The organism is Fusibacter sp. A1, assembly GCF_004125825.1.
Lineage (GTDB): Bacteria > Bacillota > Clostridia > Peptostreptococcales > Acidaminobacteraceae > QQWI01.
Genome location: NZ_QQWI01000015.1, coordinates 34,995 through 55,335 on the forward strand (window position 1 = coordinate 34,995; position 20,341 = coordinate 55,335).

The 20,341-nt window shown below is 43.3% G+C and carries 21 protein-coding genes; 13 read left to right on the forward strand and 8 right to left on the reverse strand.

The features are described 5' to 3' along the window. The first annotated feature begins 74 nt into the window (after window positions 1–74). From DWB64_RS17285 to DWB64_RS17325, 9 genes are all read left to right on the forward strand, one after another. Window positions 75–1,250: an HDOD domain-containing protein gene (locus DWB64_RS17285; protein ID WP_129489471.1), complete on the forward strand. Its 1,176-nt coding sequence runs from the start codon at window positions 75–77 to the stop codon at window positions 1,248–1,250. A 30-nt stretch (window positions 1,251–1,280) separates the two neighbouring features. Then, complete coding sequence (locus DWB64_RS17290) at window positions 1,281–2,543, forward strand: response regulator (protein ID WP_129489472.1); 1,263 nt, start codon at window positions 1,281–1,283, stop codon at window positions 2,541–2,543. 121 nt (window positions 2,544–2,664) lie between these two features. Beyond that, window positions 2,665–3,042 carry a response regulator gene (locus DWB64_RS17295; protein ID WP_129489473.1) on the forward strand — a complete coding sequence of 126 codons (378 nt, stop codon included), beginning with the start codon at window positions 2,665–2,667 and terminating at the stop codon, window positions 3,040–3,042. Next, window positions 3,043–5,112, forward strand: a complete 2,070-nt coding sequence (locus DWB64_RS17300) for a chemotaxis protein CheA (protein WP_129489474.1) — start codon at window positions 3,043–3,045, stop codon at window positions 5,110–5,112. Window positions 5,113–5,122: 10 nt separating this feature from the next. Further along, the gene (locus DWB64_RS17305; RefSeq protein ID WP_129489475.1) at window positions 5,123–5,596 is read left to right on the forward strand and encodes a chemotaxis protein CheW; all 474 of its coding nucleotides are present in this window, start codon (window positions 5,123–5,125) and stop codon (window positions 5,594–5,596) included. Continuing rightward, complete coding sequence (locus tag DWB64_RS17310) at window positions 5,589–6,401, forward strand: protein-glutamate O-methyltransferase CheR (RefSeq protein ID WP_129489476.1); 813 nt, start codon at window positions 5,589–5,591, stop codon at window positions 6,399–6,401. Before DWB64_RS17305 ends, DWB64_RS17310 begins: the two co-directional genes overlap by 8 nt. Window positions 6,402–6,498: 97 nt before the next feature. Next, window positions 6,499–9,897, forward strand: coding sequence for a PAS domain S-box protein (locus tag DWB64_RS17315; RefSeq protein ID WP_129489477.1), 3,399 nt, complete (start codon window positions 6,499–6,501; stop codon window positions 9,895–9,897). Next, window positions 9,894–10,292: a response regulator gene (locus tag DWB64_RS17320; protein ID WP_129489478.1), complete on the forward strand. Its 399-nt coding sequence runs from the start codon at window positions 9,894–9,896 to the stop codon at window positions 10,290–10,292. Before DWB64_RS17315 ends, DWB64_RS17320 begins: the two co-directional genes overlap by 4 nt. A gap of 89 nt (window positions 10,293–10,381) precedes the next feature. After that, entirely contained in the window at window positions 10,382–11,128 is a 747-nt protein-coding gene (locus tag DWB64_RS17325; protein ID WP_129489479.1) for a peptidylprolyl isomerase, read from the forward strand. Window positions 11,129–11,165: 37 nt separating this feature from the next. Here DWB64_RS17325 and DWB64_RS17330 read toward each other — a convergent pair whose 3' ends face one another. From DWB64_RS17330 to DWB64_RS17360, 7 genes are read right to left on the reverse strand one after another with little or no spacing between them, the layout of a single operon-like run. Further along, entirely contained in the window at window positions 11,166–11,714 is a 549-nt protein-coding gene (locus tag DWB64_RS17330) for a hypothetical protein (RefSeq protein ID WP_129489480.1), read from the reverse strand. Continuing rightward, window positions 11,711–12,115 (reverse strand): prepilin-type N-terminal cleavage/methylation domain-containing protein, encoded by a 405-nt coding sequence (locus DWB64_RS17335; protein WP_129489481.1) that lies wholly within the window; start codon window positions 12,113–12,115, stop codon window positions 11,711–11,713. Before DWB64_RS17335 ends, DWB64_RS17330 begins: the two co-directional genes overlap by 4 nt. A gap of 1 nt (window position 12,116) precedes the next feature. Continuing rightward, window positions 12,117–12,611 (reverse strand): DUF4860 domain-containing protein, encoded by a 495-nt coding sequence (locus tag DWB64_RS17340; RefSeq protein WP_164980474.1) that lies wholly within the window; start codon window positions 12,609–12,611, stop codon window positions 12,117–12,119. An 11-nt stretch (window positions 12,612–12,622) separates the two neighbouring features. Beyond that, on the reverse strand, window positions 12,623–12,952 hold the full coding sequence (locus DWB64_RS17345) for a hypothetical protein (protein WP_129489483.1): 330 nt from the start codon (window positions 12,950–12,952) through the stop codon (window positions 12,623–12,625). 12 nt (window positions 12,953–12,964) lie between these two features. After that, on the reverse strand, window positions 12,965–14,014 hold the full coding sequence (locus DWB64_RS17350) for a type II secretion system F family protein (protein ID WP_129489484.1): 1,050 nt from the start codon (window positions 14,012–14,014) through the stop codon (window positions 12,965–12,967). A gap of 14 nt (window positions 14,015–14,028) precedes the next feature. Further along, a complete protein-coding gene (locus tag DWB64_RS17355; protein WP_243118998.1) occupies window positions 14,029–15,105 on the reverse strand; it encodes a type IV pilus twitching motility protein PilT in 1,077 nt (358 codons plus the stop codon). Window positions 15,106–15,140: 35 nt separating this feature from the next. Next, window positions 15,141–15,851 carry a response regulator gene (locus DWB64_RS17360; RefSeq protein WP_129489485.1) on the reverse strand — a complete coding sequence of 237 codons (711 nt, stop codon included), beginning with the start codon at window positions 15,849–15,851 and terminating at the stop codon, window positions 15,141–15,143. A gap of 132 nt (window positions 15,852–15,983) precedes the next feature. On the opposite strand from DWB64_RS17360, the gene DWB64_RS17365 reads away from it, so the two are divergent. The 4 genes from DWB64_RS17365 to DWB64_RS17380 all read left to right on the forward strand — a co-directional run bounded on the left by DWB64_RS17365 (window position 15,984) and on the right by DWB64_RS17380 (window position 19,812). Beyond that, window positions 15,984–16,931 (forward strand): 3'-5' exoribonuclease YhaM family protein, encoded by a 948-nt coding sequence (locus DWB64_RS17365; protein ID WP_129489486.1) that lies wholly within the window; start codon window positions 15,984–15,986, stop codon window positions 16,929–16,931. 9 nt (window positions 16,932–16,940) lie between these two features. After that, window positions 16,941–18,047: a mechanosensitive ion channel family protein gene (locus DWB64_RS17370; protein ID WP_129489487.1), complete on the forward strand. Its 1,107-nt coding sequence runs from the start codon at window positions 16,941–16,943 to the stop codon at window positions 18,045–18,047. Between the two features lie 9 nt (window positions 18,048–18,056). Beyond that, a complete protein-coding gene (locus DWB64_RS17375; RefSeq protein ID WP_129489488.1) occupies window positions 18,057–18,776 on the forward strand; it encodes a 1-acyl-sn-glycerol-3-phosphate acyltransferase in 720 nt (239 codons plus the stop codon). A gap of 106 nt (window positions 18,777–18,882) precedes the next feature. Continuing rightward, entirely contained in the window at window positions 18,883–19,812 is a 930-nt protein-coding gene (locus DWB64_RS17380) for a GNAT family N-acetyltransferase (protein ID WP_164980475.1), read from the forward strand. Window positions 19,813–19,840: 28 nt separating this feature from the next. Here DWB64_RS17380 and DWB64_RS17385 read toward each other — a convergent pair whose 3' ends face one another. Continuing rightward, a complete protein-coding gene (locus DWB64_RS17385) occupies window positions 19,841–20,341 on the reverse strand; it encodes an SEC-C metal-binding domain-containing protein (protein WP_129489490.1) in 501 nt (166 codons plus the stop codon).

A 20,341-nucleotide genomic window follows, 5' to 3' on the forward strand; every position in this document is an offset into this window, starting at 1 on the left:
TTTTTTTATAAAGTTTTGTGTAACTCTTAGGATTTAAGGATATAATAAGAGTATTACATAGATTGGAGACCGTTATGAAAAAGAACATCCTGTTCGTCGATGATGAAAATCAAATACTTAGAGCACTAAAACGCCTATTCCATAATTCAGAATATGAGACATTCTTCATGGAGAGTGGATTGGATGCACTTAAATTACTAGACCAGCAATCAATCGACCTCTTGATTACAGACTTGAGAATGCCGCAGATGTCTGGGGTTGAGCTATTAAAAGAAGTAAAGAAAAAACATCCGGGTGTTTTACGGGTGGCACTTAGCGGATATACGGATAGCAAGAAGATCTTTAGCGCGATTGAGGAAAATTTGGCCAAGATGTACCTGTTTAAGCCTTGGGATAACGATGAGATCTTCAACATCGTCAGAAATCTTTTCGCACTAGAGGAGAAATTAAGCGATCGTACCCTCTTGAATGCAATCAACAGTCTGGATGAGCTACCTACGGTTCCTAAATTATTTACTGATATCTCAAAAATGATTCAGGATGAGTTGGGGATTGAAGTAATCGCTGCGAAGATCGAAGAGGATCCTGCGATCGCTTCGAGAATACTGCGTGTTGCAAACTCAGCCTTTTACGGTGCGAAAACCGGATCTATCATGCAGGCGATCATGTTCATAGGGCTTTTGAATGTGAAGAATATCGTATTAAGCAATGCCGTATTTTCAAGTACTGCCGGCATTTATAGTATGGAAAAGCTATCAAAACACGCTGGACTGACCAATAGACTTGTCAATCAGCTATATGAGATCATATATGATAAGAAAATGCCTATGATCAATTCTTCTGTAGGTCTTTTACACAGCATAGGTATCGTAATGATGCTCACGAAGTTCGAGAATCAATATATCGAAGTGATCGAGCATGCGAATAAGTCGGATGACGACATTTGTCAGATTGAAAGCAAGATACTCGGGCACACGCACGAGCAGCTCGGCGGATATCTGCTAAACTGGTGGGAACTGCCGTATCCGCTTGTCGAAGCGGCGATGCACTACAGAAATCCGCTGTTTGAAGAGGTGGTGCATAAGGATATCACATCACTTGTTCATGTAGCAAGCCATACCGCATGGTCGATGATGAGTGAAAAACAGTTTCAGGTCGAGTTAAGACCAGAAGTGCTGACCTACTTAGGAATAAATGATTCCGTGATCAGCACGTTGAAAAAGAGGGTTGCCAAAGATATGAAACTTTAAACTTCAGCTAAATGGTGTAAGGGGACTGAAATGAAAATCTTAATTGTAGATGATAGTCGTTTGATCCGAATGCAGACGAAGAACTTAATGGCTTTGAATTTTCCTGATGTTCAACTTGAAGTGGCTGAAAACGGTGATGAGTGCATGAAGCTAATCAAGCGCTTCAGACCTGATATCATATTGCTTGATATCGTCATGCCCGGGATTTCTGGGATAGAGGTCTTGCAACTGATCTCATCCAAGATAGAAGAAGGTTACATCAAGGTAATCATGTTCTCCTCACTCGATGATCAAGTGACACTAAAACAGTGTTTTGAACTGGGGGCTTCAGATTTTATCAGCAAGCCGATTGAAGAGCTTGAAACGGTCGCCCGTCTTGAAGCTGCGATCAAATCCATGTCCTTGTTTAAGGATTTGAAGGGCGCGAACGAGAAGCTCGAATCCAAGAACAAGGAGCTACTCAGATTAAACGAGGAACTGATGGAGACCAGAGTGCAGTTGACCCAATCAGAAAAACTTGCCGGCATTGGACAACTGGCTGACGGGGTGGCTTTTGAAATCAGTTCGCCTGTGGGATTTGCATCGAGCAATCTGGCGACACTTAGGATGTACTCGCAGTACTGGATGTCGCTTTATGACAAACTATTGCAAAAGAATAATCTTAAGAGTTATAATCCCGAAGCGTATGAGATCGTCAATAGCCCTGAGTTCAATTATATGATCAGCGATATAAAAAGCATCTTTGACGACACAGAGGCGAGCCTGACAAGGACTAAGGGGATTATTCAAAGTCTCAAGAGTTTCTCAAGGGCGGACCAGCAAACAAAGAAAAACTGGGTCGATTTGAATAAGGGCGTGAGCGATACGATTTCCATATTGAGAAGTCGCATTGAAAGCACTGCGATGATCACGCTCGATCTTAGGCCAATACCCCTGTTCCTTGGTTACGGATCCCAGCTTAATCAAGTGATACTCAATGTCATCCTAAATGCGGTCTACGCGATTGAAGAAAAATTTGATGAGGGATTAGGTGCGATCAGCATCAAAAGCGATGTAAAAAACGATTTTGTAAGACTTCAGATATGCGACAACGGTTTGGAGATACCTCAGAAGCTGAAGGAGAACCTGATGTCGAACCAGATGGCCAACCATTCTTTTGATGACGATATCGGTAGAGGGGTCGGTCTTAGCATGGCTTATGATATCATCGTAAACATACATGGCGGTAGAGTTCAGATCAAGACGGATTTAACAATGGGGACATGTATAAATATCGAATTACCAGTTGATTAATGAGAAACCAGATGAAAATCTGGTTTTTTTGGTGCCTTTTTTGGCTTTATAGGAACGCTTTTTTAGAGTGAATTGGGTAAAAATCAAATAGTTATGCAATTAACATTTAAGGAGGCATAAAATGGGTAATCGAATTTTAATAGTAGATGATGCCGGATTCATTAGAAAGCAGCTTGTCAAAATAGTTGAAAACCTAGGTTTCGTGGTTGCTGGAGAAGGTGAAAACGGTTTGGATGCCATCGATTTATATAAGAAACTCAGACCGGACATCGTATTTATGGACATCAACATGCCAGTGCTTGATGGCGTCCGGGCGATTGAAGCGATAAAGAAAATAGATTTTAATGCGCGAATCGTTGTCGTTTCGGCAGTGAGCGCTGATATTAATGTAGAAGAACTCAATGGACACGGTATCACAGAGTTTGCTAATAAACCCTTTACCGGCTATGAGATAGAAAAAATATTGAATAGAGTCAGCGCATTGAAGGGAGAAAGTTAAATGTCTGATCAGAGATCGTTAGAGCCTATGGAAGAGATGTTTCTTGTGGAGACCGGTCAGCTAGTCGATAAGTTGGAAAAAATCATCATGAGAAGCGAAAGCAACAACGACTTGTCAACTGACATCGATGAAATTTTCAGAATCATGCATACGGTCAAAGGAAATTCGATGATGATGATGTTTGACGAAGTCGCAAACTTGGCGCACTCTCTTGAGGATCTGTTTGATTTTTTAAAGGTGAAGCCCAAAGTGATCAGCGATTACACAATAATCTGCGACCTGGTGCTCGAAACTGTGGATTTCTTCAAGATGGAGCTCGCTAAGATAAGTGAGATGAAAGAGGTGGATGGCTCGTGCAGCACCTTGATCGGATCCATCAAGGACTACTTGGAATCGCTTAAGTCCATGTCAAACAACCAGAATTACGAGTCCAAAGTAGAGGAAGAAGTGGAGAGGTTTTTTGTCGCGCCGGTAAGGAATGTCTCGCGTGTCGATAGCAAGGCCAAGATGGGGCTTAGTTACTACATGACCACCATCCACTTTGAAGAGGGGTGTGAGCTCGAGAATGTCAGGGCGTTTTCGATTATCCACGGTCTGAAGGATTTGGTGGAAGAACAGATTTATTATCCACACGACATCGTCGAAAATGAGGCTTGCGCCCAACAGATTAAAGCCAGTGGATTTGTCATTTTTTATAGCACGCTGGAGTCGTTTGAGACGCTTCAGCAGCATTTTGGCACGACGGCCTTTGTAAAATCCATTCAAACCCATCCAGTCAGTGAAGACGCCTTTGAAGCCAACAAGGAATGTAAGATAAGCGAAGAAAAGCATCTTGAAGAGGTATCAAATCTAGGAGTGGAGAACACTTCAATCAATGGAAAACAACAGACTGGCATCGAAGCCAAGGAAAAACAGATTTCCAAAAGTTTTATTACCGTCTCGCTCAATAAAGTGAATCAACTGATGGATCTTGTGGGAGAACTGGTGGTTTCCGAATCCATGTTCACTAGAAATCCAGAAGTGATCGACCTACACCTTGAAAGCTTTGAAAAGGCTGCAAGACAGCACCGGTTCATCATCAAAGAGGTTCAAGATGTGGTGATGAGCATGAGAATGGTTCCTTTGGAACTGACGTTTCAAAAGATGAATCGCGTGGTCAGGGACATGACCAAAAAAACAAGCAAGCTGGTGAATCTGAGTATCAACGGCGCACAGACAGAAGTGGATAAGAATGTGAGCGAGCATATCGCGGATCCGCTGATGCATATCATAAGAAACGCGATCGACCATGGAATCGAGCTTCCCGAACATCGCACCCAAGCGAATAAACCGAGTGAGGGGACGGTGTATCTAGACGCCAAGCAGTCAGGTGGCAGCGTGTACATTACAGTGAAGGATGATGGAAAAGGCATTGATAGAGAAGCTGTTCTGTCAAAAGCCCAAGCCGTCGGATTGCTGACAAGAGCTAAAGAAGACTATTCGGACAAGGAGGTTTATCCACTACTGTTCACGCCTGGATTCTCGACAAATGATCAGGTCACCGAATTTTCTGGACGCGGTGTGGGAATGGATGTGGTATCAAGAAATATCGAAGAGGTTGGCGGAACTATCCAGATTGACAGCACCCTAGGTCAGGGAACCGAAATCACCATAAAGATTCCACTGACGCTTGCAATCATCGAAGGGATGATGATCGCATCTGGAGACGTGATCTTTTCGCTACCCATCAACTCGATAAGCGAATCGATGCGAGTGACCCAGCATCAGCTCATTAAAGACAATTCAAATAGAGAAATGATCATGATCAGGGGGGAATGTGTGCCTGTGGTCAGACTCTATGAAAAATTTGAGATTGAAGGCGCTCAGAAAGACATTGAAAAGGGCATACTCGTCATGATAGAAAACGATACGACAAAGCAATTGTTGTTTGTAGATCAGATCATCGGCGAGCAACAGCTCGTAGTGAAACGCATACCTAGGTATATGAAGAGCATCGAAGGCGTATCCGGATGTGCGCTTCTTGGAGATGGCAGAATAACCTTGATTCTGGATCCTACGAGTCTTATGTGAGGTGAGTGAAATGACGGATAGACTAGTATCGGAAAGTACCGACAACTTAAGGGATGAGCAAGTGATCAAAGCGATGACATTTGAGATAGATCAAGTGGAGTATGGAATTGACATCAAGGATGTCAGAGACATTATTCGTATGCAAAAGATCGCCTATTATCCTAAACAGCCGAATTATGTGAAGGGGCTCATCAATCTGAGAGGAAAAATCATACCCACGATGGATATCGGTATCAAGTTCAATAGAACTCAAAAGACATTTGACGATAGGACATGCATCATCGTGATTGAACAGGAAGAGACCACCTTAGGTGTGATCGTAGATAGGATCAACGAAGTAAAAACCTTTGCAATCAGTGAAATATCGGATGCTCCCAACTATCAGGAGGGTCAAGTGAATGAGTACTTGTTTGGCGTTGGCAAAACGGAAGAAGGATATACCCTTTTATTGAAAACTGAAAAAGTGATGGGACATAATGAATGATCATATTTTATCCGATGAGGCATTTGAGGAGCTAAGAGCATATATAAAACTGAAGTCAGGTATTCACTTAGCCGAACATAAAAAAACGCTAGTCATGAGCAGGATGATGAAGACGTTGAATCAGCTTAAGTTTACCACCTACGACGATTATCTCAGCTATCTGAAAGAGGATGCGGATGGAGATAAGCTGAATCATCTGATTGACAGAATCTCAACAAATCATACCTACTTCATGAGAGAAGAACAGCACTTTGACTATTTGCAGGAGGTGATCCTGCCTGAACTTGAGAGTCGTGAAAGCAGAAAGGACATTCGGATATGGAGTGCGGGGTGTTCGAGCGGTGAAGAGCCCTATAGCATCACGATGGTCATGCACAAATATTTCGAAAAAAGCTGGTTCATGTGGGATGCGAAAGTTCTGGCATCCGATATCTCTGCAGAAATATTGAGTCAGGCGCGAAAAGGGGTCTACCGTAAGGAAACACTGGAAAACCTAAATAATAAGGCCAAATTGATGTATTTCAACAGACTTGAAAAAGGGTACGAAGTAAAGCCGCTGCTGAAGAAGAATGTGATCTTTAAAAGAATCAATCTGATGAAGCGTTTTCCCTTTCAGTCGAAGCTACATGTGATATTTTGTAGAAACGTAATGATATATTTTGATGCTCAGACCAAGGCGGATCTTATCAAACGCTTTTATGATCAGCTACTCCCTGGTGGATATCTGCTAATCGGACATTCAGAGACGATCGATAGGAATATCGCGCCTTTTGAGTATGTTCAGCCATCGATATACAGAAAGTGATTTACTTGACTTAAAGTACCCTCTATACCGCTAAAAATGTATGGAACGAAGTTTTTGAAAAATTGCTGCAAGAACAACGGAACTTGTGAGGTAATTTATGATACATGATTTGAAATTGTTAATCATAACCGATGATCGGAATCTGTCGCTTGATTTTCTAAATAAGCTGGAGAAAGACAAGATTGCGACAAAAGTGAATATAGTCGGTTCAGAAGAGAGTGAGCGAATCGATGAGTGGCTTGCCTACTTCGGTATTGTCCTGATCGACGTCATAGATATAGATTGTTATACGATGCTTGACGAAATCAACCTGCCCCAAATCATGCTGTTTACAGAAAACTGCACTGAAAATTATAATGAGGAGCTTGTCAATGTGCTGAGAATCACCTCGTATCCGGTGTATTTCAGGATCGACGATCCAAAACTCTTAGAGGACGTATCGAAGATGAAGTTCGGTAAGAAGATGGATACGGACAAATCCAATAGGATGAATGTGGATTTTGTCCAGTCGACCCTAGGAGCGCTAGGAGACGGAGTAATTGTAGCCAATTTCAGCGGTGAGATCGAATACATGAATCAGATGGCAAGGTCGATCACCAAGTATTTCGGTTCTATTCAAGAAGTGGACTTCAATAGGGTATTCAATATCATCAATCCCAATGAGTGTTACTGTGAAGACTATTTCTTAGACCGTATGAAGCAGAAAAATCACCCCTTCGGACTTCATCGTGATGCCATGATGCTGGACCAGGAAGGAAATATGAAATACATTTCAGCAACACTATCACCGCTTGAAGTAAACAGACGAGGCCTGGTAGGACTCGTAGTGGTCTTTAGGGATATCAACCGGATAAGAGAATCTGAAAAAAGACTGCATCTGTATTCTGAGGCGATCAAGCAGAGCATGGAGGCGCTGGTGATCACCAACGAGGAGTTCGTCGTCGAGAGTGCCAACGGCATCTTCTTAAAGTCGTTTGATGTTGACAAGGAGGCGGTTATTGGAAACTGTCTGTTTGATCTGGCTCCTTTTGAGACAAGTCTTAAAAGGCATGAAGTTGAAAACGGATTATTGGAATCCGAAGCCTTTAGAAAAAATATCAGTACGGATACAAATGGGAATAAGGGCCATTTCAGAGTGGTTTTGAGTCCTGTTTTTGATAGTTCCACTGTCTATTATCTAGTTGCGCTTGTCGACATGACCAAACAGATTGATATGGAGACGCAACTGGAAAAAGAACGTGAAAATCTCAATACCATCTTCGAAGGCTTACCCCTTGGGGTAATCATCATGACCGAAGACCTTGCGGTAACCAAAGTGAACCGCGAGGCTATCGAGCTATTTGATATTGGAACGGCAGACGTCCTCGGAAAGCATTTTGGTGAGGCGATCGGCTGCGGAACAAAAAGTGAGTTATGCAGTAAAGGAGTAGATTGTACAGACTGTGCGATGAAGTTCCATATAGAAAGAGCCTTCATAGAGCAGGAAGCGATTAGAGGCGAGGAAGTAGCCTTTAAAATAGCACATAAATCCGGCGGACATCTCAAAAGATGGTTTAGATTAAGTGTCGTGCCATTTCAAATGGCAGGAATAAATCATGCGATGAGCGTCTTTGAGGATGTTACTGAGCAAAAAGAAATCGCCGATAGCCTAATTCAGAATGAGTTTAAGCTGCGGCTCATCACGGACAATATGATAGACACCATAACACAGGTGGATACGAGTGGAAACATAGTCTATGCCAGCCCATCCCATTGGAACCTGATGGGATACTCTCCTGAGTACCTGATTGGAAAAAATCTATTTAACTTCATACATCCTGAAGATGCCGACGAAGCAAGAAGCAAGATGCGCGAGCGTATTGAAAGCGGAAAGTCATTCTCTACAGAACTTAGGTTGAAAAGAAAAGACGGAAAATACATCTGGTTGGAATCGGTTGGAAATCTTCTTAAAGAAGCGGATGATGAGCTGACATTGATCTATGTCAGCAGAGACATATCTGTAAAAAGGGAAGTGCTTCAACAGATGCAAAAATCAAAAGAGGCCGCAGAGAGCGCCAATAAGGCGAAGTCGGAATTCTTAGCGAACATGTCGCATGAGATCAGAACACCGATGAACGGCATTATAGGCATGACCAATTTGACACTGATGTCGTCAATTACAGATGACCAACGTGAGAATCTGAATATGGTGAGGTCCTCAGCGGAGAACTTGCTTAAAATCATCAATTCGATCCTGGATTTCAGTAAAATCGAAGCTGGGAAAATAGTTGTGGAATCGCATTCGTTCAATCTGAAACACATTATTGAAAAAACCCTATCACCGATAAGGACTGAGGCCCTCAATAAGGACCTTGATATCAGATATGAGATCGATCCGACCCTATCGCAGGTTGTAAAGGGCGACAGCAACAGGTTGATCCAGATATTTAACAATCTGGTGGGGAATGCGATGAAGTTCACCCATAAGGGTGAAGTCGTACTGAGGGTGAAAAAAAAGGAAGTGAACCACAATACGGCAGTAGTAAGATTTGAGGTTGCGGATACGGGTATCGGCATCGCCAAGGAACATCATGAGAAGCTCTTCGAATCCTTCAGCCAAGTGGATGGATCGATGACAAGAAAGTATGGAGGCACCGGTCTGGGGCTTACAATTACAAAGCAGCTTGTTGAATTGATGGGCGGACAGATCGGCTTTGAATCCGAGGTCGGAAAAGGTTCGGTGTTCTGCTTTGATATTCCTCTTTTAGAGGTCGAGTCGAGTGCTAGCGAAAAAAAAGTGAGCTCATTAGCGGTTCCTACCGCTTCAAAAGTGCTCAAGGTACTCCTAGCAGAGGATGATCCGATCAATCAGACACTTGCCATGAGATTGCTGGAGCGGCAAAAACATCAGGTTGTCATTGCAAACAACGGGCTAGAAGTGATTGAAGCACTCAAGCGGGAAAGCTTCGACATCATCCTGATGGATATCTCCATGCCAGTGATGAACGGGCTTGAAGCCACAAGCTACATCAGGGATACACTCAATTTAAGAGATCTACCGATTGTCGCTTTGACTGCCCATGCGATGAAAGACGATCAAGAGCACTTTTTAAGCAGCGGCATGGATGCATATATCGCCAAACCCATTGATCTGAATCACTTTTATAATACCATCGAGCGCGTAACGACCACCAACCATATTGTTGAGTCACTAATCAAGAAGGCCTATGAGCTGGATGAAACAGTTGCATCTGTCGAGGAGATCTACGAATTTCATGAGGAGCTTAAAATCTATACACTCAAAATTGAAAATGCAATCAGGGAGTGCAGGTTCAGTGATGTGGAAGATTTGGCGCATTATCTGAAAACACTTGCGACGACCGTGGGAGACAGATCGGTAAGAACCTGGGCATTGAAGCTTGAGTTGGATGCAAGAAAAGAGGATCAGGTAAAATTGGAGGTTACTTTTAGCAAACTTGTCGATGAGATGAAAAGGATTGAAAGGGGTTTAGCATGAGAATATTGATTGCGGAAGATGATTATGTCAGCAGAAAGTTTATGTTCAAATTTTTATCGAAGTTCGGCGAGTGCGATGTGACGGTGGACGGAATGGAAGCGATAGAGGTTTTTCTGATGGCGCTAGAAGAGAAGAATTACTATGATTTGGTATGTCTTGATATCATGATGCCAGAGGTGGATGGCATTAAGGCCCTTAAGACGATTAGGAAACTTGAGCAGGAAAGAAACCTACCAAAGGCATTTAAGACAAAAGTGGTGATGACGACGGCGCTTAACAATACGGACAAGGTGATGACTTCGTTTTCATCGGGATCGGAAGCGTATGCGGTAAAACCGATCGATACCCAGAAGCTCACAGAAGTGCTTCAAAAGTTGGGCTTTGAGATTTCTTAATGTTCGAACCCTTTACAAACAAGAGCGGCTTTGGTATCATGGTTGACGAGTCTAGACACGTGAATAATACGTGAAGAAAGGAAGAAACCATGGAAAACAAAGTATTAGCGGTAGTAGATGGTCGCGAAATCAAAAGTGAGCATTTAGACTACTTAATCCAAACAATCGGTCCTGAGAGAGCTGCTCAGTTCCAAGGCGAACAAGGACAGTCTCAACTTCTACAAGAACTAATCAACCAAGAATTGTTCTACTCATTGGCGTTGGAACAAAAGTTAGATGAAGATAGTGCCTATAAAAAAGAGATTGAGATTGTGAAAGCAAATCTTTTAAAATCTTATGCGATCCGTCAGTTCCTAGACACAGTGTCTGTGGACTCTGAAAAAGTGGAAGCATACTACAATGAAAATCCAGCTCAGTTCGAAGAGGCTCCGTCTGTTCAAGCTAGCCATATTCTTGTAAAAGAAGAAGAAGAAGCTACTCGCATTAAAGAAGAAATCGAAGCTGGTTTGACATTTGAAGAAGCTGCGACTAAATACTCGACATGTCCTTCTAAGGAGCGTGGTGGAGATTTGGGTAGCTTTGGCAAAGGTCAGATGGTTCCTGAGTTTGAACAAGCGGCGTTCGATTTGGAAATCGGCCTTGTCTCTGAACCTGTTAAAACACAGTTTGGTTACCATATCATTAGAGTTGCTGCAAAAAACCCTGCGTCTACAATTAAATTTGAAGAAGTTAAGGGTCAAATCGAAGGACACCTTCAGCAACAAGCTCAAAATGAAGCTTACTTCAACAAAATCGCTACACTGAAAGAGAAATTCAACGTTAGCATCAACAATTAATCACATGAAAAAGGATCGCAATAAGCGATCCTTTTTTTTATTTGTCCTCTTCTGTTTCAGGTAGGTTGAATTCGATTGGAGTTGTTAACGGATCTTCAAATCCCGGTAAATTGTAAAATTCGAAATCTTCCTGCCACTGCTCATACACGACGATATCAAACGGCTTTTGGGCAGTCCCTGAAGGACTGTAGACGCCAAGAGTGATAAGGATGTGCTTTTGCTGTGGATCGTCTTTAGAGTTGATGTTGAAGGTGAGTTCAAAATCATATTTTTCAGGTGATTCGTTTGTGATGACAAGCTCGCCCGGCTGTAAGTCAAGTAATGATTCAACCGCTGTCGTAAGCTCGGCCTGATTTTCTTTTGCGCTGTAAATATCACTTACCAGCTGATCGATGGCAGCAAGTGTGTGTGAACTGTCCTTTTCTAGTGCATAGTAGGACTGGATCCACTGTGTCTTCTTATTGGTCAGTCGAAGACTGGAAAGCGACGTGGTGAATATTGCAAGTCCAAGAACGATTAGAACGACCATCAAGATGATCACCAGTACCGAAGTGGACCCTTGTTGCCTATGGTTTCTCTTCATCACTGACCACCTCCTGATTGAAGATAGTGCCCTGTACTGAAGTTGACGATTGTTTTGGATTCTGAATCAGTGACGATGACATCCAGGTAGACCAGCTTGGAGACGGTTTCATCCTTTGTGACACTTAAATTGAGGGTGTATGAAGCATCCGCACTCATATCGGACAATTCCCAGTATTCATCATAATAAAGCGTGATGGACTCGGGTAAGTCCCTAGGTGTCGACTTGACTTCCTCAATCGCGTTTGAAGCCATCAGAGAGGCCATGTTCTGAATCAAAGCCTTGTCGTTAAGCTCGCCTGAGGCGATGTAAAGATTGAGTATGACTACACTCACAATGCTTAAAAGAGCAATTGAAAAGATAACCTCAACGAGTGTGAATCCAGAGTGTTTTTTTCTTTTCATATCAATCACCCGTCCTTAATGCAATTCGCTGATCAATTTCGACCTCTTTGTGATTCAGCAAATGATTGTATGTGATGACAATCAATCCGCCTTCTTTTTCGGAAGAAATCGTCATTCCGTCCAATTTGACAATGGGTGTGCTCAGCTCAAGACTTGGCTTGGTGTCTGTGTAGCATTCGTACAGGTAGCCGTCATAGTAAAAAATATAAGTCACTAGTCCCTGTTCTTCTTGACCGTGGGATAGCTTCAGCGCATCACTGTCTTTGAATGCGTTTTGGGTAAGGGTGATAGAATCAAGAGAATCATTCTGTTTGATCGACATATTGATGTATGACATCGCGATCCTTAAGTTCTCTTCTGATGTTTTTTTCTCAAGGGCTCTTTCAAAAGTAGCGCTACCTTGAACGATCAGAATACAGACGGCGGTTGCGAAAATCATCATTAGGATTATGACGAGGAATGATTCAATAGATACGTTTTTTCTTCTACCGCTCATGTTCATTCCTCCTATTCTTTTTCTTTTGTGTTCGGCAAGACTCTGATATCAGGCAAGACATTAGACGCGAAGACTTCATAAAAATAAACATAGTCATCGCGGTGTAGGATAAGACCATAATTCTTGACTAGATAGTCGATATCCGGCGGGTAGCTGCCTTCTGAGGCATAACATTGGATGGCATACTTTTCAATGGTCATGCGCTCTGTTTCCATATCTTTAGCACCTTGTGCATCAGTATAATTGACAAGTGCAGTGATTAAAAGGAGAATCACAATAATAACAAATGGCAAAGTAAGTAACTGAGAAAGAGTGCTAGGCAAATATTTCCTTTGCATCATATAGCACCTCCATTATCCAATTGCGTTCATGATACCAACGATTGGAAGAATTACAGAAATCAAAATTATACCGACGATGGATGAAAGTATAATGATGAGCAATGGTTCGATCACAGTGGTCAGACGTTCCAACCTATAATCCAGTTCCTTTTCCATATTGTCTGCCGCCTTATCGAGCATGCTGTCCATATGGCCGGTTGACTGTGCGATGGTAAACAGCTTGATGAGCACCCAAGGAAACAGGTGAAGCGATTCGATCGCCTTATCAGGCATTTCGCCTTGATTGATCCTATCTGCTGCCGCTTCGACACGTTCAGTGACATAGGTGTTGTTAAATATTGGTGTGATCAGTTTCATGGCCATACCGATATTCACACCGCTTCTAATCAGTATCGCAAGGTTTCTTGAAAATCTTACAGCGGTAATCGCTGAGATGATGTGTTTTTGGATAGGCATCTTGAATTTTAAACGGTCATAAAACGCAGAGCCTTTCTCGGTTCTGCCATAGGCGTAAGCACCACCGGCAAGAGCTGCCAAAATGATTACGATTGGCCAGATATAGTCGCCAATCCAAAGGCTAAGGTTGAGGATGACCTGTGTAAGTGCCGGCATATCGCCGCCAAGCGAGGTCAAAATCTCGTTGAACATGGGTAATACTTCGACCACCAACAGCACAATCACTCCAAACATCAATAGCGATAGAATGATAGGGTAGGTGATGGCTGCCTTGACCTTTGCGGAGGTTTCCATTTCTTTTTCGTAGGTATCCGCTATTTGCGTGAGCGTCTGATTTAGCTCACCGCTTTCTTCGCCGATTTTGACCATCGTGACGATAAAGGCTGGAAAGGCATGACTTTGAGAAGTCATCGCCTCACTTAAGGATTTTCCTTGCCCGATGTCTGATAGCATCGAGTCGATGACAGTGACCAGCTGCTCATTGTCCGATTTTTCCTTGATCAGTTTCAGACCTTCATAAAGCGACACATCCGAATCGATGACAAGGCTTAATTGTCTAGCAAAAATAATAAGTTCGTTTTTTGAAAATTGCTGATTCGATTTCATTTTATTGCTCCTCTCTACATACTGAGGTAAGTTTCAAACAATTGAAGGTCATTCACTCTAAGCCTAGCTTCGGTTTCGTCGATGACGTTTTCTAAAACGAGCTTCGCGAGAGTTCTTTCAAGTGATTGCATACCTTGGCTCATGCCGTTTTGAATAAGATTGTTGATCTGATAATGCTTACCTTCTCTTATGAGATTTCGAACAGCGGGCGTGACGACCATCACTTCGCTTGCAAGCACCAGTCCCGTGCCGTCCTTTTTAGGAATCAGCTGTTGGGAGACGATGCCTTCAAGGACTGTCGCCAGCTGACTTTTGACTTGAATCTGCTGTTCGGTGGAGAATGCATCTAAAATTCTATCGATTGCCTTGACAGCTCCATTGGTGTGAATGGTTGAAAGCACCAAATGGCCGGTTTCGGCGGCTGTGAGCGTCATGGAGATCGTTTCGTGGTCACGCATTTCTCCCAGCATGATCACATCGGGATCTTCCCTAAGTGACGACCTTAGTGCCGAAGCGAAGCTTATGGCGTCGCTGCCGATTTCTTTTTGTGTGACCAGACTTCGATCGTGGCGGTGTAGATACTCAACAGGATCTTCAATGGTTGTGATGTGATACTGATAAGTTTCATTCACCCGTTTGATCATACTCGCAAGTGAAGTGGACTTGCCGCTTCCTGTAGCGCCTGCGATAAGAATCAACCCCTTTGACTTTGTTAAAAATTCCCCGGTGTTGCTGGGTAGACCAAGAGAATCAAGTTCTGGTATTTCAAGGGGAAGCGACCTGATCGCCAGGGCTATCGTACCCCTTTGCAGGTAGAAGTTACATCTGAATCGTCCGAGATCGGGTTTAGAATACGACATATCGACAGTCTTCAACGTCATCAGCTGTTCGAATTTTTTGTTGTCCAAATAGTGTCTTGCGAGATCCTGCATGATCTGAGGCATCAGTTTTTCGGTGCCTTCAATCGGTTTAAGTCTTGAATTGACTCTCATCGCAGGCGGGCTTCCGACACAAAGGTGCAAGTCGGTCGCAAAGTTGTCCAGTGCGATTTTGAGTAAGTGGTCCATATATTTCGTTAAATCGGCGTGCATGTTTTCCTCCTCTTGTGTCGCAATGATGACTGAAGTCAATTTGCCATGTATTTGACAAGCTTGCTTTTTAGTAGGTCCGGTTTTATCGGTTTGATCAAGTACCCCTTTGCATGAAGCTCATAGGCTTTCATAATCGTAGACTCATCCGATGTGCTTGAATAGAGCACGATGTTCGTGTTTTTGTCCGCATCGTCCAGTTTGATCTTCTGTAAGAGTTCAAACCCATTAAGTCCAGGCATGTCCAAATCGGTGAGAATCAGATCTGGATGATGCTCCTTATATACATTATATCCTTTTAAGCCATCATTTGCCTCTAGTAATTTTATGGTAGAGCCTTTAAATAAGTCTTTGATGATCACATGCAGCAATCTATCATCCGAAATGAAGAGCAATGTTTTTTGTGAAGTAGGCTTGTTGAAGGAAAAGGCTGAAGCCAGATCTTGTTCGATATGGTAATCGCTAAGCGATTTGAACCCTTCAAGGAGGATATCGGACTCATTGTTTTGAATCATCAGTTTTTTGGAGTTTGCCAAAGCCGGTAATTTATCAAATAGCTGCTTAGCAATCAGTTGGACGGAGTCATCCGGATAATAGGCACAGAGAATTACAGCGTCAAAATCGGCTGAGGTGTCGATATCCTCAATTTCATCAGGTTCCAGGATGTCATAGGATATCCCCGACTCATGACAAAAATGACGAAGTGTCTTTTTATAGTTTCGTTCGGTAAAGATCGCTAAAATTCTCATCTCACGCTCCAATCTAAGTCATAATTACACCTATACTAAACATATCCCAAATGGAAGAGATTAAACATAAAAACGATGGTTGGCAAAATTATAGGAACATGTGCTACAATATAGTGATAAGAGAGGTGTACTATGTTTAAAACGATAGAACAATTTGAAGTTGGAGAAGAAATCCAAGGATACTATTTAGTAAAGCAGTCTGCAATCAAAAACACAGCTGCAGGGAAAAAATATATGGATGCCACACTTATGGACGCATCCGGTGAGATCAACGCAAAAATATGGGATGGAGAACCTGTCCTGTTGACGATCTTCAAAGAAGGCGAAATCATCAAGGTGTCCGCGAAGGTGAACAGCTGGCAGGGTCAAAAGCAGCTTAGCGTCCATAAGTACCGCCCGATCAACCCATCGGACGATCTGGATGTAGAAAAGTTCGTGCCTTCTGCTCCGATAAAAGCGGAAATCCTTTATGACAATATTTTTGCGGCAATTGACGCCATGAAGAATGAGGATATCAAAAGACTTGTAAAGGCGCTTATTGTGGAACGTAAAGAGAAGTTCATGTTCTACCCGGCGGCAAAATCCAACCATCACGCTGTGAGGGCGGGGTTGATGTATCACATCTATAGGATGCTCGAGCTCGGCAAAGCGATGGCGGGGGTTTATCCAGAAGTGAATCTGGATCTCTTAAAAGCGGGGATTATCCTACACGACCTTTGTAAAATCGATGAGATGGCTACAAACGCATTGGGTCTTGTTTCTGAGTATACAAAAGAAGGTAATTTCTTAGGACATATCACGATCGGCATCCAACTGATAGGAGAGAAGGGCAAGAGCCTTCATATCGATGAGGAAGTCGTTCTTCTGATTCAGCATATGCTGCTGTCACACCATTACTTCCCTGAATACGGAAGTCCGAAGAAACCGATGTTCCTAGAAGCCGAGCTGCTTCACCACATCGATATGATCGACGCGAGAATCTATGATATCGGAAAGGCCGTGAGGGACACGCCAAAGGGAGAGTTTTCAGAGCCCGTCTGGTCGATGGAGAAACGCAGACTATACAATCACGGACTATAGGAGAGGAATATGACACTATTCAGGGATCTATATTGGAGAAGCTACGATGCGTTTATGATGAACCTTTGGGGTCAAAAGCTGGTGCTTGCCCTCGGAATTCTGCTGGTGACCTTCATCGCAAGAAAATTCGTGAGCAAATGGATTTTCAACCGTATAAGCAAGATGGCAAAAAAAACAAAATACCAATGGGACGACATACTGGTCACGTCCTTTAAAAAACCGCTGGATTATTTCATCACATTTACAGGGGTCTACTTCGCAGTCTTGGCGCTGCCGTTGTCAATCAGCGCAAACCTGATGATCGCACTCGTGTTCAAGATACTCTTTATCGTACTCGTAGCTTATGGCGTCTATAAGATGGAAGGCTTCTACGGGCATCTGTTCGCAGGTATCGGAAACCGATTGAACGTGAAGCGGTCGAATCTTTTGCGGGCGTTCACCATTAAGATTTTTAGAGCGGGCACGGTGGTACTCGCAGGTGTTCTGATACTTGATTTATTGGGCTTTGACATCAGCACGTTTGTCGCAGGTCTTGGACTTGCAGGACTTGCGCTTGCCCTAGCCGCCCAGGATACGCTTCAGAATGTGTTTGCCGGTGTCACCATCATTTTTGATAAACCCTTTGATGTGGGTGATAGGATACTGTCAAACGGTATAGACGGGGTGGTCGAAGATATCAACTTCAGGTCTACACGGATCAGAACCTTGGAACTTGAATATGTGACCATACCCAACAGCAATATCTCCAACAACGCAATCGTCAACTTTACAAAACGTGACGAGCGAAAGGTGAAAATGCATATCGGCTGCCTTTACAGCACAAAAGCGGATTCACTTAAAATTGTGATCGAAAACATCAGGGAAACGCTTATGAAGGACCCTGAAGTAATAACTAAAAGCATCAATGTGAACCTGGATACCTTCGGAGAGTCATCCATCGACATCCTAGTCATGTATCTGACTGCGACAAGCGACTGGAACCGCTATCTGGAAATCAAAGAACGCATCAACTTTGAGATCATGACAATCATGGAAACTGCAGGTGTCGATTTCGCCTTCCCAAGCCAAAGTCTTTACTTTGAAAATCCGCTTCGCATAGAACAAAAGACAGAGTAGGAGAGATTGATGAAACTAGTGATAATCGCTATAAAAGTAGCGGCTTATATGACATGGATGCTCAGAGACCTGGTTGTTGTAAAACGTCTGACAAAAAAAGGACTGATCAAAGAACGCAATGAGATCGTAGCGAGGGTATCGCATGATTGGTCGAAGTTTGTCGTCAACTGCACAAAAAGCACGGTCGAGGTGATCGGTGAGGAAAACCTTCCACCACAAGGCGAGCCTCTAGTGATTGTCGCCAATCACCAATCGGCATTCGATATCCCATTATTGTGCGGGTATTTAGGCCGACCGGTCACCTTTATCAGCAAGATTGAAAATAAGAAGCTGCCCTTTGTCGGTTCTTGGCTTGAATACAGCAACTGCGTGTTTATCGACAGAGGTAATCCGAGAGCTGCTGTGAAGACCATGGCAGAGGGGGTTGAAATAATCAAGGCGGGCTACACCCAAGGTCTGTTCCCGGAAGGTACAAGGTCTGAGGATGGTAGCATGAGCGACTTTAAACCTGGTGGATTCAGACTGGCTCAAAAATCGGGTGCGAAAATTCTTCCGGTGACCATCATCGGCGGAAATCTCTTGATGCCCAAAGGGACCTTTAAGATAAGAAAACAGCATATCAAGCTTATCGTCGCTCCCCTTGTTGAAGTGGGTGAGTTGAGCACTAGGGAACTGGCTGTCATGACGCACGATATTGTCGAGGAAAACTTAATCAAGTACAGTAACTGACAATCACACCATTACGGGTGTGATTTTTTTTGAGTACGTTCCCCCTACCTGTAGATACCTCTTATATTCATTTTTTCCTGAAATGCATGGAAGAAAAAGTGGTAGAATGAAACATAAGATGGAGGTGATAGCGATGATCACATGTAGAAACTATAAACATGAACTCGGCTTTAACGACGATTTCATGAAGGTCAGGGACTTTTTACTGGATTTAGGCCTGAATGATGTCTCTCCGCTCAATTACGATTGGGTGAGATGGGAATGGGTCTATTCGCTGCCGTATCAGGATAAGGAAAACCTGTTCAGGTTCGGCATTTGGGAAGATGAAGGAAAGATTGTCGGACTTGCCTGTTATGAAGACGGTTTGGGTACGGTCTTTATCAACCTGCACAACGACTACTATCATCTACTGGAAGAGATGTTTGACTACGCACTCAAACACTTGCACAAAGATGGTGTCCTACAAGTAGCGATACCGGACAACGTCAAAGAGCTGCAGCGCATAGCGATGAACAAGGGCTTCATGGCCACCCAGCAGAAGGAGTCCGATTCGGTGATGGAGATTGTACCTGACCAGCTGTCGTATAAGCTTCCTGAGGGATTTATAGTGACCACGCTTGATGAAACCCATGACCTGTACAAGTACAATCAAGTGCTATGGAGGGGGTTCAATCACGAGGGTCCGGCTCCGGTCACTGACAAGGATATCGAAGAAAGAAGGGTAAGCCTTTCGAGTCCGCATAGCGACAACCGGTTGAAGTTTGCAGTGATGAACCCGGACGGCGACTTTGTCTCCTATGCGGGACTATGGTATGACCCGAAGAACGACTACTGCGTGATCGAACCTGCGGCGACGGACCCCGACTACAGAAGGATGGGCTTGTGCAGAGCGGCGATCTATGAAGGCATGAAGCGGTGTCATGCACTTGGTGCGAAACGATGCATGGTCGGATCGAGCCAGGAATTCTACTACACGATAGGATTCGCCCCATATCAGAATAGGACCTACTGGACAAATAAAAAGCACGCTCGATGAGCGTGCTTTACATTTTAAATCCTAATGCTTAGTTCTTACCGCAGCATTTTTTGTATTTCTTACCGCTGCCGCATGGGCAAGGGTCGTTTCTGCCGACTTTTTCTTCTTTTACAACAGTCTTTGACTGCATGTAGGCTTTTCTGATTTCTTTTCTTTTTTCCTCGTCGAGGATCGATTCCCATTCAGTAAGCTCGTACAACCAGTCCGCTTTTGCAGCGTGCATGTTGAACAGAAGTTTTTCAAAATCGATTGTTCCAGCGATTTCTGATTCAGAAGTCAGTGGCTCAAGCTCGATTTCTTCCACTAGACTTGTGTTGATGCCGTCTAGGAAACCAAGAAACTCAAGTTCAGTCATTTCATAAAACTTAGAAAGATCAGCTATCGTACCTTTAAGTTCTGTATTCTTAGCTGCTAAGATTTTTTTATAGTTGTTCATTTCCTTTTCGAAATAAGCTTGCCAGTACGCGTCGTAAGCTTGTTGATCGTCAAAGTCAGATCCGGCTTCTTGCCATTGTTCATATAAACTCAT